The sequence below is a fragment of the Halomonas sp. A11-A genome, assembly GCF_003182195.1.
In the GTDB taxonomy this organism is placed as follows: domain Bacteria; phylum Pseudomonadota; class Gammaproteobacteria; order Pseudomonadales; family Halomonadaceae; genus Halomonas; species Halomonas alkalicola.
Genome location: NZ_QGTM01000014.1, coordinates 1 through 13,154, shown reverse-complemented (window position 1 = coordinate 13,154; position 13,154 = coordinate 1). Strand labels below are relative to the sequence as shown.

Sequence of the window (13,154 nt, the reverse complement as noted above, 5' to 3'; positions counted from 1 at the left end):
GATCAATTGAGTAATTCAAAACCAGCGTATAAGTTCAGCTGATATCACACCGGATACCGAGGAGGCTTCCATGCAGGATCTCCAGGCCCTGCGCGCCTTCGTCAGCGTGGCCCGGGAGGGCAGCGTCTCCCGCGCTGCCGAGCGGCTGAACCTGACCCAGCCGGCGGTGAGCCTCAAGCTCAAGCAGTTCCAGGCGGGACTGGGCCTCACCCTGTTCCGGCGACGGCCCAAGGGGCTCACGCTCACCGAGGATGGCCAGGCGCTGCTACCCGCCGCCGAGAAGGCGCTGGCCGCGGTGTCCGCCTTCGACCAGAGCGCCCGTGCCCTGCACAGCACCCTGCGCGGCCGGCTGAAGATCGGCACCATCGTCGACCCCGAGTTCATCCGCCTGGGCGCCTTCCTGCACCGCCTGGTGGAGCGCTCCCCACAGCTCGAGACCGAGCTCTCCCATGGCATGAGCGGCAGCGTGCTGGAGCGGGTCCGCCGCGGCGAACTCGACGTGGGCTTCTATCTCGCCCCGCCGGGTGAGGGCCCCGGCGAGGGCTCCGCGGAGATCGTCCACCGCGAGCTCACCCAATTCCACTACCACGTGATCGCCCCGGCCGGCTGGGGCAGCCGCCTGGCCGTTGCCGACTGGGAGCGGCTCGCCCGGCTGCCGTGGATCGTCACCCCGCAAGACTCCGTCCACCACCGCCTGCTGCACGGCGTGCTCGACCCGCTGGGCCTCGCCCCCAATGGCGTCGCCCAGGTGGATCAGGAGGCCTGCATGCTCGACCTGGTGCGCGCCGGGGTGGGCCTGAGCCTCGCCCGGGACGCCCTGGCCATGACCGAGCGTCAGGAGCGCGGCCTCGCCGTGGCCGAGGGGATCCGCCTGCCCTGCGCGCTCTGCTTCATCTGGCGGCGCGACCGCGGCGAGGAGGCGGTGATCAGTGAGGCCCTGGCGGTGCTGGAGCGCGTCTGGGGGGAGCCCCTGAGCCAAACCGTCACTTGACCGCGGTCAAGGGCATGAACCATGTATGTGGGCGGGATACTGGGGTGCCGCTGGCCTCCCTCGGCTCACCGCGAGGTGAGCCGAGGCGCTCACATCACCGGCACGCCGGTGACCCAGACATGCAGATGGAAGGCGAACAGATAGTAGGCGACCAGGCCCGCCACCACGGTGATGGCCGTCCGCGCCGCGCTCGCCGCCTGAGCCGGCGGTGCGGGGCGACGGCGGGCAGAGCGGAAGTCGAACACCGCCCAGAGCAGGAAGGCGCCGAAGAAAACGATGTCGCCGAGCCGGCCGTTGGCCAGCAGGTGGGAGAAAGCCCACAGCTTCACCGCGATGATCATCGGGTGGCCCAGCTTCGCCTTGAGGTGGTTGCCCGGCACATAGGCCGCCACCAGCAGGATGAAGGCGGGAATCATCAGCAGCGACACGGCGTGGCGCAGCCCCACCGGCGGAAACCACACCCAGGTGGGCGACAGGCGCATCTGGCCATAGCCCCAGATCGCCAGCGCCAGGCCGACGATCGAGACCACCGAGTAGGCGGCCTTCCAGGGCAGCTCGCCCATCTGGGCGATCCGGGCGCTGCGCCAGTCGTCGGCGACGATGCGCACCGAGTGAACCCCCAGAAAGATCAAGAGGCCGAGTATCATCACGGTCATGGCAGAGACTCCATCAGCAGAAAGTGAACAGGCCGCCAGACTACCGCACCCACATGACCGCGTCGCGCCCCTTCCCCCCTTAGACTTTCGCCGCCTTCCGACGCATCATGGGGGCTTCCTTCTCCACCACCGGCTGCACGACCACCATGGCCCTGGACACCACCGCCCTCAACCGCCAGATGACCCACTTCGACGGCCACGCCGAGATCTGGCTGTTCGGCTACGGCTCGCTGATCTGGAAGGTCGACTTCGCCTACCTGGAGCGGCGCCCCGCGTTCATCCACGGCTGGTCGCGGCGTTTCTGGCAGGGCTCCCACGACCATCGCGGCACCCCGGAGGCGCCTGGCCGCGTCGCCACCCTGGTGCGCGACCCGGGCGCGGTGTGCCACGGCATGGCCTACCGCATCACCCCGGAGGTGCTCGCCCCCCTGGATGTGCGCGAGAAGAACGGCTACCTGCGCGAGGTCGTCCCGCTGCACTTCACCGATGGCGACAGCGCCGAGGGGCTGATCTATCTCGCCACCGAGGAGAATGCCGCCTTCCTCGGCGACGCCCCGCTCGACGCCATCGCCGCTCAGATCGCCCGTGCCCACGGCCCCAGCGGCCCCAACCGCGACTACCTGCTCAACCTCGCCGAGGCGCTGCATGAGCTGGAGGTGGAGGACCCCCACGTCTTCGCTCTAGCGAGGCGCCTGCGCGACGCCCGCGGCTTCGACGTGCGCTTCCCGCCGACGACTCAAGGCGACGCCTGACGCCGCCGCCACAGCGCGAGGCCGCCCGCCATCACCAGCCAGGTCATGGCGGCGGCCACGACGTCATCGAGCACGATGCCGGCACCCCCGGGCACCGCCTCGGCCAGAGTCACCGGTGGCGGCTTGATGCTGTCGAAAACCCGATAGACCACGAAGGCGGAGGCCATCGCCCAGGGCGCTCGCGCCCCTGCCTGGCCCAGTACCGCCACCGGGAAGGCGACGATCTCGTCGAGCACGATGCGCCCGTCATCCTTGGCGGCAAGCGCCTGCTCGGCCAGGTGGCAGACCGGCACCGCCGCCAGCAGCAGCGCCAGGGTAACGCCCGCCTGCACGCGGCGGGTGCGCCCCAGCAGCCACCAGGCCAGCGGCAGGCCGAGCAGTGAGCCCACCGTGCCCGAGGCCCAGGGCGAGAACCCCAGGCCGAAGCCGGTGGCCAGGGTCATCAGTGCCGCGTCCATCAGCCGGCCTCGCGCGCCTGGTGCTCCAGCGCCGCGGTGACCTCGCCCGGCAGCGCCAGGGCCTGGCCGAGCTGGTCGAGCCAGGCGCGCTCCATGGCATTCTGCTCGTCGACCACCGCCACGCTGATCAGGTACATCTCGCGGGCCGCCTGGGGCGAGTCGACCTGGCGAGCCAGGGCCTCGGCGTCCAGCGGTGCCGCCAGCTGGCGCTCCACCCAGGCGTGCAGCTCCTGGTCCGCGCCCAGGGCATCGATCTGCTGGGTGATCAGGGCTCGCTCCTGGTCGTCGATATGGCCATCGGCACGGGCCGCCATGATCATCGCCTGCAGCAGCTCCAGGCTGCGCCGCTCGCGGGCCTCACCGCCCAGGCGCTCCACCGGCTCGCCCTCGGCGGGCGACTCGCCGCCCGGCCCGCGCGAGTTCTGCCAGGCCTTCCAGGCCAGCGCGCCCACTCCGGCGATGGCGCCGTACTTGAGCGCCTTGCCGCCCAGCTTGCGGCCACGCTTGGAGCCGACCAGCAGCCCCAGGGCGCCGCCGCCCAGCAGGCTCTTGACGTCCAGCCCCGAGCCACCGCCCTGCCCGGCTGCGCCCCCCTCGCCGCCACCGCCCAGCTGGCGCGAGAGCCCATCCAGCATGCCCTTGATATCCAGGCCCGAACCGCCCTGGCTCCCGCTGCCGCCCTGACGGCCCGACTGGCCACCGGCCTGCTGCATCAGCTGTTCCAGTATCCTGCTGGCATTCATCGCATGCTCCTCGTCAGTATCACCCTGGAAGGGGTGCCTGGATGGACTCTATCCCAGCCGCCGGGGTTCGGTAAGCGTTTCCCTCGCGGGGTCGGCGACGGCTTCGACAAGCGTCTCACGGCGACGCATCATGGGGGGCTCAGCCAACCCGGAGCCGCCCACCATGACCGTGACCCTCGACGACGTCCGACAGGCCGCCGCCCGCATCCGGGGCAGCGTGGAGCGCACCCCCTGCCTGCACTCGCACACCCTCTCCCAGCTCACCGGCTGCGAGCTCTACATCAAGTTCGAGAACCACCAGTTCACCGCCGCCTTCAAGGAGCGCGGGGCGCTGAACCACCTGCTGAGCCTCAGCGACGCGGAGCGTGCCCGCGGGGTGATCGCGATGTCCGCCGGCAACCACGCCCAGGCGGTGGCCTACCACGCCTCCCGTCTGGGGATTCACGCCACCATCGTCATGCCGCGCCACACGCCCAACCTCAAGGTGCGCAATACCCGCAGCTTCGGCGCCGAGGTACACCTGGAGGGCAACGGGGTCGCCGAGGCCGGCGACTATGCCCGGCGCCTGGCCGAGGAGCGCGACCTGGTCTTCGTGCACCCCTACGACGACGAACGGATCATCGCCGGGCAGGGGACCATCGCCCTGGAGATGCTCGACGAGGTGCCCGACCTGGAGTGCCTGGTGATCCCCATCGGCGGCGGCGGGCTGATCGGCGGCAACGCGGTGGCCGCCAAGGCGCTCAACCCCGCCATCGAGGTGATCGGCGTGCAGACGTCGCGCTTCCCGGCCATGAAGCAGGCGCTGGCCGGAGAGCCGATCCACTGCGGCCTGGCCACCCTGGCCGAGGGCATCGCCGTCAAGCAGCCGGGACGGCTGACCCTGCCCATCGTCCGCGAGCTGGTCAGCGATATCCGCCTGGTGGACGAGGCCGAGATCGAGCGCGCCATCCTGCTGCTGCTGGAGATCGAGAAGAGCGTGGCCGAGGGCGCCGGCGCCGCAGGGCTGGCCGCCGTGCTGGCCGAGCCGGAGCGCTACCGAGGCCGCAAGGTGGGGCTGATCCTGTGCGGCGGCAACATCGACATGCTGGCGCTCTCCTCGGTGATCCAGCGTGGCCTGGTGCGCACCGGGCGCATCGTGCGGGTGCGCGTGGCGATCCCCGATGTGCCGGGGGCACTGGCGGAGCTCACCCGGCTCTTGGCCGACCAGCGCGCCAACGTGATCCAGATCGCCCACCAGCGCACCTTCACCGACCTCTCGCTGCGCGCCACCGAGGTGGAGGCGACGCTCGAGACCCTGGGCAGCGAGCACACCCGGGAGGTGATCGAGGCGCTGCGCGCCGAGGGCTACGACCCGGTGCTGCCCGCCAACGAGGTGCATCCCGACGAGCGCTGGTCCGCCCGCGCCGAGGGTTAGCGCAGCGGCGCGCCCCTATGCCCTACTGCTTTCTGCGCGTAGCGCCCTGGCCATGCCAGGCGTACCCTGTGGCTCACCGCACATCGTGACGATCCTCATCGATCGAACACTACAAACAGGGAACCGTGATGAGCAAAAAGATCCGCGTCGACGCCCCCCTCGTCATCCTGCACGGCGACGAGATGGCCCAGGTGGCCTTCGAGAGAATCCTCGACACCTTCGTGACCTCCCGGCTGGAGATGCCGCTGGTGGAGATCGACCTCTCGGCCGAGAATCGCCTGGTCACCAACGGTCAGGTGATTGTCGATGCGGTCGAGGCGCTCAGGGAACACGGCGTGGGGATCAAGAACGCCGGCATGACGGTCAACCGCACCCAGCTCGGCGAGCTGCTCGCCAAGCACCCCGAGATCGACGGCACCAAGCTCCACCCGCTGGCCACCAGATCGCCCAACGGCGCCATCCGCAAGGGCATCGGCGGCAACATCACCCGCGAGGACATCGAGTTTCGCAACCTCAAGTTCTCGCGCCCCGAATGGATCGGCCGCGACATCGAGGTCGACACCATGGAGACCGGCGGCATCAAGGACAGCTTCAACGAGCTCTCCCGGGCCACCGGCGTGGTCAAGCTGATGTTCGTGGGAGCCAGCGGCGACCCGGTCGAACTGCACCGCCGCGAGGTCAACAAGGGCGACCCCTGGCTGCTGGCCACCAACGATGTGGAAGACGTGAAGGCCTGGGCCCACCGCTTCTTCCAGCGCGCCATCGGCGAGAAACGCGACATCTACCTGGGCCTCAAGGATACCGTCATCGCCGGCTACGACGGCGTGATGCGGGCCGCCATCGAGGAGATCTTTGATCGCGACTACCGCGAGCAGGTCGAAGCGCTGGGGCTCTCCTATCACTACGAACTGATCGACGCCCAGGCCGCCCGCCTGGTGGCCAATCCGCCGGAGCGCGCCCTGTGGGGGGTGCCGGACAACACCACCGGCCGCAAGCTCTACAAGCTGGTGGAGGAGCTCAAGCGCTTCGGCATTCCCGACCGCAAGGCCCAGGTCTCCATCTCGCGCATGAGCGCCGGCGGCGGCGACCAGTACGGCAGCTTCAACGCCCCCGCTTCGGAAGACGGCATCCTCAAGGTGATCGTCGACGGCGAGGAGAAGCACGCGCGCCGGGTCAGGAAGGGCGACGCCATCCTGCTGATGTCCAACGACCAGGCGGCGATCAAGGACTGGGTCCTGCAGGTCTTCCGCGACGCCTCGCGCAAGGGCAAGGAGGTCTACTTCGGCCTCAAGCGCGAGTACATGGAGTACGACGAGGTGTTCAGCACGGCGATCACCGACGTGCGTCGCGAGCTCGCCGAGACCGGCACCCCACCGCCGTCGTTCATGATCATGCGGCCCTCCAGCCAGCTCATCAAGATGATCACCGACCCGCCCCGCAACGCCCTCTACCCGGCGCAGAACCTGGACGGCGACATCTTCTCCGACATCTCCGCCGCCCTGGGCGGCAGCCTGGCCACCGCCAGCTCGATCATCGAGAGCAAGGACGGCACCATGCTGTTCGAGGCGCCCCACGGCACCGCCCACGACCTCTACCTGAAGTACCTGGAGACCGACGGCCGGGAGGCGCACTTCAACTCCTCCGCCCTGCTCTTCGCCGTGGCCAACGCCCTGGAGACCCTGGGCGAGCGCGACGAGAACAACGCCCTGATCGACTACGCCCATGCCCTCAAGGCGGCGCTGATCGACACCGTGGATGCCGGCATCATCACCGGCGACCTCAAGGGCAAGACCCGCGACCCGGCCAGCGAGACCCTGGTCGACATGAACGGCTTCCTCGACGCCGTGGCCAGCCGGCTGACGGCGTAACCCGCCAAGCGGCCTTTCCGAGCGCCCGCCATGCCCTGCATGGCGGGCGCTTCGGTATCTGCTGCAAACCGATTGCGTTCTTGGCTTCAACTCGTGTGCCAGAAGCGCCTGCCGCTGACCATCGACCCCGCATGAGCGCACCTGGCCGCTCAAGGCAATTGCCAATCGATCTTAATTGACCCTCATCTGACTCGCGGCTAATATGCCGGCGCTGCTGCATGGCAGCGAAACCCCCTTGAGGAATCAATGGAACCTCCGAGTCGCTACGACACGACCGACAACTTGATTGACCGCGCCGCGTCAAACGTCGTGGTGCGCCGGAGCCCGCCCGCGCCTACCCCCTAGGCCCCGGTTCTTGCGCGCCCGCCTGACGCGCGCCAAGGAGCCACACCATGAGCTACATCGAGCTCGCTGCCGACCTGCGCAGCGCCATCGAGCAGCAGGACACCGCTGCCATCCGCCATCTGGTCGCCGAGATGCAGCTGGCCGACCTCGCCGAGTTCATCCAGCACGAGCAGGAGGACACCACCCTCTCCCTGCTGGACTACCTGCCCCTGGACGAACGCGCCAGCGCCTTCGGCTACCTGGAGGAGGAGACCCAGAGCGCGCTTGCCGCCGAGATGGACGACGCCACCCTCGCCGAGCTGCTGCACCACATGAGCGCCGACGAGCGTGCCGACCTCTTCAAGCTGCTCGACGAGGCCCGCCAGCAGGGGCTGCTGCGCCGCCTGGCCCACGCCGAGCGCGAGGACATCCGCAAGCTGGCCAGCTACGAGGAAGGCACCGCCGGAGCCCTGATGACCTCCGAGTACGTGGCCGTGCCGGCCGAGATGGACGTGGCCACCGCCCTGGAGAAGGTGCGCCGCACCGGCCCCAACGCCGAGACCATCTACCAGATCTACTGTGTCGACGACGAAGGCCGCCTGACCGGCACCCTGTCGCTGCGCGAGATGATCCTGGCCAATCCCCACGCTACCCTGGCCAGCCTGATGGTCGAGGAGCTGGTGGTCGCCAAGGTGGACACCCCTCAGGAAGAGGTGGCCAGGCTGATCTCGCGCTACGACCTGATGGCCCTGCCGGTGACCAACGGCGGCGAGCGCCTGGTGGGCATCGTGACCTATGACGACGCCATGGACGTGGCCGAGGAGGAGGCCACCGAGGACATGCACAAGAGCGTTTCGGTGGGCAAGCTGCAGGGCGGCCTGCGCAGCGCCAGCCTCTTCGACCTCTACCGCAAGCGCATCGTCTGGCTGGTGCTGCTGGTGTTCGCCAACATCTTCTCCGGCGCCGGCATCGCCTACTTCGAGGAGACCATCGAGGCCTATATCGCCCTGGTCTTCTTCCTGCCCCTGCTGGTGGACAGCGGCGGCAACGCCGGCTCCCAGGCGGCGACCCTGATGGTGCGCGGCATGGCCACCGGCGATGTGCACACTCGGGACTGGGCGCGACTGCTCGGCCGCGAGGTCAGCGTGGCCATCGCCCTGGGCCTGACCATGGCACTCGCCGTCTCGGTGGTGGGGATCTTCCGCGCCGGCACCGAGATCGCCATGGTGGTCGCGATGAGCATGGTGCTGATCGTGATCATGGGCAGCCTGATCGGCATGATCCTGCCCTTCCTGCTCAATCGCCTGGGCTGGGACCCGGCCACCGCCTCCGCGCCGCTGGTGACCTCCATCGCCGACGCCGTGGGCGTGCTGATCTACTTCGCCATCGCCACCGCGGTACTCGGCCTGCCCGCCTGACGCCCGGGCAAGGGGCGACCTCATGGTCGCCCCATTGTCCCCGCCCGGGCGCATCGTCATACTCCTGTCACACACTGCAGAAAGGCCGCGCACCGGATCACCCGCCGGTGCGGACCTGTGCCACCCCTCAAGGACGACGCCCCGACACCTCATGCTCACGGAAAAGACGCTCAATCTCGCCCTGTTCGCCCAGCTGAATGCCGCACCGGACAGCGATCCTCGCCTGCTGCTGCTGGCCGAGCTCGCCGCGGTCTATCTGATCTGGCTGGTGCCGGCCCTGCTGGTCATCGGCTGGCTGCGCGGCAGCGACCGCCTGAAGCGTCCGCTGCTCGAGGCGTTCATCGCCACCCTGCTCGCCCTGGCCGCGAGCTGGCTGATCGGGTACTGGTGGCCCACGCCGCGCCCCTTCATGATGCCGGTGGGGCAGACCTTCCTCGAGCATGCGGCGACGCCCGCTTTCCCCAGCAACCATGCCACCATCATGCTGACCATGGGCTTCAGCCTGCTGCTGCATGCCGGCACCCGTCGCATCGGCCGCTACCTGCTGCTGCTGGCCGTGCCGGTCGCCTGGGCGCGGGTCTTTCTCGGCGTGCACTTCCCCCAGGACATGCTGGGCGCCCTGCTGCTGGCCGCCGGCGTGGCCGCGCTGGTCGGCGTCAGTCGCAGCTGGCTGATCCTGCCCTTCTATCACCACGTGGCGAGGCGGCTCTATCACCTGCTGTTCGCGCCATTGATCAGCCGAGGCTGGGTCGAGCGCTGAGCGCTGCCACCCTGTCCGTCCCGCGGCATTCCGGCACTCGCCACTCCCGGCTCAAGCGCCGATACTGGAGGCAGCCCCATCAGCCCCCGGAGTCACTCCATGAGCGAACACGAACGCACCATCATGGCCTTCGATGACCAGGGTCGAGAGGTGATGATCGACATCCTGGTCAGCGTGAAGGAGCTTGGCGAACTCACCCGCGCCGGCCCGGTCAGCGGCCGCAGGTCCTCATGGCCGAGACGATGCGGGCCCTCGCCACCCAGATAGAACTGGAGATAGCCGGCCACCTCGCCGTCGACCTCGATGAACAGGATGCGCTCCCAGTTCACCCCGCTCGCCAGCAGGCTCCGCCGCCGATGTGCCCGGCCCAGCAGCGGCCGCAGGAACGACGGCGAACTCGACCCCAGCCGAACCTCCTCGGGCCGCGCCAGCGCCTCCTCTCTCACCTGATAGGTCACCACTCCCTGGCTCACGCCGTACACCTCTCGACTCATCCTGTCGGCCTACAGCCTACCCCGTCTCGATGGCCACCTGAAGTGGCTTCCGTCCGGCCCATAGCGACTGACGCGCAGAAGCGATACCCCGGTTCCCGTCCACCCGGCGATGGCATCATGCTAGGGTGTCACGCTTGGCAGAATGCAGCGGCCCATGACGCCAGCGACCGGGGAGAGTGAATGACAAAGGGATCCAGGATCTGGCTGATCGGCTTGGGCCTCTCGGCCGTGCTGGCCACCGTCGTGGCGGTGCTGATCATGCTCAACGCCGCCCCCGCGCCTGGCGCATCGTCCTGGCGACCCGCTGCCCGTGCCAGGCCGCGGCGAACCAGAGCGGCAGGCTGGCAGCCACATAGGCCACGGCCAGCCAGGGGCGGCCGAGTGTGATCAGATGAAGGGTCTCGAGGCTGAACAGCGAGAAGGTAGTGAAGCCGCCGCAGAAGCCGGCCACCAGGAAGGGCTGCCAGCGCGCCACGCGGCCGTGGGTGTAGCGCCCCCCCAGGGTGGCCAGCCAGGCGATCAGCCAGGAGCCGACAACATTGACCGCCAGGGTCCCCCAGGGGAAGAGCGGGCCGAAGAGCGCCAGCGACCCCATGGAGACCAGATAGCGCAGCAGGCTGCCCAGGGCACTGCCGAGCCCCACCGCGGCATAGGGGAACAGAGGGGAATATCCGCGGCTCATGCGCCACCTCCCGCCAGCCACCAGCCAAGCGACGCCAGGGCGAGGCCCGCCAGGCAGGTAGCCAGCACGTTGGCCACGGCGCGGCGCGGGTGGCCGCTCTGCCAGAGGGTGAGGGTCTGCAGGCTGAAGGAGGAGACCGTGGTGTAGCCGCCCAGCAGCCCCACCACCAGCGCCAGCCACGCCGAGGAGAGATCCAGGGTGGTGGGAATCCCCAGCCGTGCGGCCCACCAGCCCGCCACCAGCGCACCGCTTAGATTGACTGCCAGGGTGCCCCAGGGAAAGCGCGCCCCCAGCCAGTGGCTGAACAGGTTGGTCACCGCCAGGCGGCCCATGCCGCCCAGCGCGCCGCCCAGTGCTACCAGCAACAGGCCGGATGCTCCGATCCCCATGCTCCCCCCTCGGTCGCGTCTCAATGGTCCTCGTGCAGCACGAGTCTACCCGATCCCCCTGACGAAGGGTGGCGCAGTGCTTGACCTACCGGCCAGAGGCCCCCTGCCCTGCGCTCGTCCTTGGAGTGCACGACAAACCTCGCTAGAGTCACGGCTCGTCTTCATGACACTATCTTGGACTTGGCAATCTTCAGGGCAGCGACATCATCCCCATGAAACCCAGGCAAAATCTCGCCCTGTTTGCACGGCTGAGTGCCGCCTCCGACGGCGCCCCCCGCCTGCTGGGCACCCGGCGCATCGGGCGCTATCTGCTGCTGGCCCTGCTGCTGGTGGCCGCGCAGGCCCCAGCCAGCTGCCCCGAACCCTCCACCGCCGACCTCGCCGCCATCAAGGGAACCGACGCTGCGCCGGCCCTGCCCGAAGGCCAGGCGGTGGTGACCGAGGGCGTGGTCACCGGTGCCTTCCTGGGCCGCGACAGCCTCAACGGCTTCTACCTGCAGCAGGCCACCGAGCAGGGCCCGGTGGGGCTCTTCGTCTACATGCCCGGGGCCACCGAGCGCGACGCCGAGCGCCTCGTGCCAGGCAAGCACGTGCAGCTCCACGCCCGCACCGGTGCGTACCGCGGCCGGGTGCAGCTGCAGCGGGTCGAACGCGTCGAGATCTGCGCCCGCGACCGGCTGCCGGAGCCCGAGGCGCTGGCCTGGCCGCTCGATGAATCAGAGCTGGAAACGCTGGAGGGGCGGCTGGTCACCTTCGCCGAGCCCCTTACCGTCACCGGCAACTACGAGCTTGGGCGCTATGGCTCCCTGAGGCTCGCCAACGAGCGCCTCTTTCGCCCCACCAACGCCCCGGACGATGCGCAGGAGCGCGCCGTGCTGATGCTCGACGACGGCAGCTACCGCGCTTTCCCGAGCCCCATTCCCTACCTGAACGATGACGGCACCCGCCGCGTGGGCAGCCGGGTCGCGGGGCTGACCGGGGTGCTGACCCACGCCTTCGATGCCTGGCGCCTGCACCCCACCGAGACGCCACGCTTCTTGGATGCCAACCCGCGCCCGGCGCCGCTGGACGAGCCGGGGGAGCGCCTGCGGGTGGCAGCCTTCAACGTCGAGAACTACTTCACCACCCTCGGCCAGCGCGGTGCGGCCAACGCCGAGGAGCTGGAGCGCCAGCGGGCCAAGCTCGCCGCCACGGTGGCGGGGCTGAAGGCCGATATCCTGGCGCTGGTGGAGGTTCAGAACACCCCGGGGGCGCTGGCCGACCTGGTCGAGCAGCTTAGCCTTCGCACCGGCGTGACCTACCGGGCGGTGGGCGGCCGCGCCGACCGCGGCTCCGATGCCATCAAGCTCGCCCTGCTCTACCGGCCGGACCGGGTGGAGGCGATCAGCGAGCTCCATGCCGACAACGACCCGGTGCACCATCGCCCGCCGCTGGCGGCCTTCTTCCAACCCCGGGAGGGCGGTGAGGCCTTCGGGGTGGTGACCGCTCACTTCAAGGCCAAGAGCGGCTGCCCCGCCCGGGGCGATATCGATCAGGGCCAAGGCTGCTGGAACGAGCGCCGGGTGGCCCAGGCGAAAGCGATGGCGGCCTTCCTCGAGCGCCTCGCTACCGAGGGAAGCGAGCGGCTGCTGCTGGTCGGCGACCTCAACGCCTATGGTGCCGAGGAGCCGATCCGCACCCTGACCGACACCGGCCTGGTCGACCTGATCGCCAGGGAGCTGCCGCCGGAGCAACGCTACACCTATGTGTTCCACGGCGAGTCGGGCTACCTGGACCACGCCCTGGCGAGCCCCGCCCTGGCCGCGGCCGTGGCGGCGGTACACCCCTGGCCCATCAACGCCGACGAGCCCCCCTTCCTCGGCTACGACGGCCCGGAGAGCGCCGCGGAGCTCATCCGCCCCGATCCCTTCCGCTCCTCGGACCATGACCCGGTGGTGGTGGACCTCTCGCCTGAAGCGTTGTAAGAAGACACTAAAATAATCGGTTCATCGCATTTTGCCGGGAAAGCGGCAGGTTCTGCGACGGTGGAAAGAGTCAAGCAAGCAGGAGGGTGAAGCTGGGGTGGTAAAGCGTGGGTAAGTGGCTATTCAAAATTTATCGTGCGCTCAGACCCGTAGCCGTCGAGTAGGCGACAGACCTCCTTGCTGAGGTGGTCAAATGAGAGATAGGCACTCAACGGTAGCCATGCGTACTTCATCTGCCGCC

The 13,154-nt window shown here is 69.1% G+C and carries 13 protein-coding genes and 1 pseudogene; 7 read left to right on the top strand and 7 right to left on the bottom strand.

Translation table 11 applies throughout. From position 1 onward, the window contains the following. Positions 1–70 precede the first annotated feature (70 nt). Positions 71–991, top strand: a complete 921-nt coding sequence (locus tag DER72_RS10275) for a LysR family transcriptional regulator (RefSeq protein ID WP_110069902.1) — start codon at positions 71–73, stop codon at positions 989–991. 89 nt (positions 992–1,080) lie between these two features. Here DER72_RS10275 and DER72_RS10270 read toward each other — a convergent pair whose 3' ends face one another. Then, complete coding sequence (locus tag DER72_RS10270; protein ID WP_110069901.1) at positions 1,081–1,647, bottom strand: NnrU family protein; 567 nt, start codon at positions 1,645–1,647, stop codon at positions 1,081–1,083. A gap of 146 nt (positions 1,648–1,793) precedes the next feature. Between DER72_RS10270 and DER72_RS10265 the strand changes: the two genes are divergently transcribed. Next, positions 1,794–2,399 carry a gamma-glutamylcyclotransferase gene (locus tag DER72_RS10265; RefSeq protein WP_110069900.1) on the top strand — a complete coding sequence of 202 codons (606 nt, stop codon included), beginning with the start codon at positions 1,794–1,796 and terminating at the stop codon, positions 2,397–2,399. On the opposite strand, the gene DER72_RS10260 is transcribed toward DER72_RS10265, so the two are convergent. Both DER72_RS10260 and DER72_RS10255 read right to left on the bottom strand, forming a co-directional pair. Further along, positions 2,384–2,857, bottom strand: a complete 474-nt coding sequence (locus tag DER72_RS10260; protein WP_110069899.1) for a phosphatidylglycerophosphatase A — start codon at positions 2,855–2,857, stop codon at positions 2,384–2,386. The two genes, DER72_RS10265 and DER72_RS10260, sit on opposite strands and share 16 nt — an antisense overlap. Beyond that, the gene (locus DER72_RS10255; RefSeq protein WP_110069898.1) at positions 2,857–3,600 is read right to left on the bottom strand and encodes a tellurite resistance TerB family protein; all 744 of its coding nucleotides are present in this window, start codon (positions 3,598–3,600) and stop codon (positions 2,857–2,859) included. Before DER72_RS10255 ends, DER72_RS10260 begins: the two co-directional genes overlap by 1 nt. Before the next feature lie 163 nt (positions 3,601–3,763). On the opposite strand from DER72_RS10255, the gene DER72_RS10250 reads away from it, so the two are divergent. The 4 genes from DER72_RS10250 to DER72_RS10235 all read left to right on the top strand — a co-directional run bounded on the left by DER72_RS10250 (position 3,764) and on the right by DER72_RS10235 (position 9,384). Then, positions 3,764–5,014, top strand: a complete 1,251-nt coding sequence (locus tag DER72_RS10250) for a threonine ammonia-lyase (protein ID WP_110069897.1) — start codon at positions 3,764–3,766, stop codon at positions 5,012–5,014. A 128-nt stretch (positions 5,015–5,142) separates the two neighbouring features. Continuing rightward, complete coding sequence (locus DER72_RS10245) at positions 5,143–6,882, top strand: isocitrate/isopropylmalate family dehydrogenase (protein ID WP_110069896.1); 1,740 nt, start codon at positions 5,143–5,145, stop codon at positions 6,880–6,882. A gap of 392 nt (positions 6,883–7,274) precedes the next feature. Further along, on the top strand, positions 7,275–8,624 hold the full coding sequence (mgtE, locus tag DER72_RS10240; protein ID WP_110069895.1) for a magnesium transporter: 1,350 nt from the start codon (positions 7,275–7,277) through the stop codon (positions 8,622–8,624). A 151-nt stretch (positions 8,625–8,775) separates the two neighbouring features. Then, entirely contained in the window at positions 8,776–9,384 is a 609-nt protein-coding gene (locus tag DER72_RS10235; RefSeq protein WP_110069894.1) for an undecaprenyl-diphosphatase, read from the top strand. A 92-nt stretch (positions 9,385–9,476) separates the two neighbouring features. Here the strand turns inward: DER72_RS10235 and DER72_RS10230 are convergent, their stop codons facing one another. The 3 genes from DER72_RS10230 to DER72_RS10220 all read right to left on the bottom strand — a co-directional run bounded on the left by DER72_RS10230 (position 9,477) and on the right by DER72_RS10220 (position 10,949). Next, positions 9,477–9,842: a hypothetical protein gene (locus DER72_RS10230; protein WP_219983266.1), complete on the bottom strand. Its 366-nt coding sequence runs from the start codon at positions 9,840–9,842 to the stop codon at positions 9,477–9,479. Positions 9,843–10,140: 298 nt separating this feature from the next. Continuing rightward, positions 10,141–10,560, bottom strand: coding sequence for a CrcB family protein (locus DER72_RS10225; RefSeq protein WP_110069892.1), 420 nt, complete (start codon positions 10,558–10,560; stop codon positions 10,141–10,143). Next, the gene (locus DER72_RS10220; RefSeq protein ID WP_110069891.1) at positions 10,557–10,949 is read right to left on the bottom strand and encodes a CrcB family protein; all 393 of its coding nucleotides are present in this window, start codon (positions 10,947–10,949) and stop codon (positions 10,557–10,559) included. Before DER72_RS10220 ends, DER72_RS10225 begins: the two co-directional genes overlap by 4 nt. Before the next feature lie 212 nt (positions 10,950–11,161). On the opposite strand from DER72_RS10220, the gene DER72_RS10215 reads away from it, so the two are divergent. After that, entirely contained in the window at positions 11,162–12,913 is a 1,752-nt protein-coding gene (locus DER72_RS10215; RefSeq protein ID WP_110069890.1) for an ExeM/NucH family extracellular endonuclease, read from the top strand. Between the two features lie 119 nt (positions 12,914–13,032). Here the strand turns inward: DER72_RS10215 and DER72_RS10210 are convergent. Next, positions 13,033–13,154, bottom strand: a pseudogene (locus DER72_RS10210) (IS630 family transposase); the annotation flags it as partial.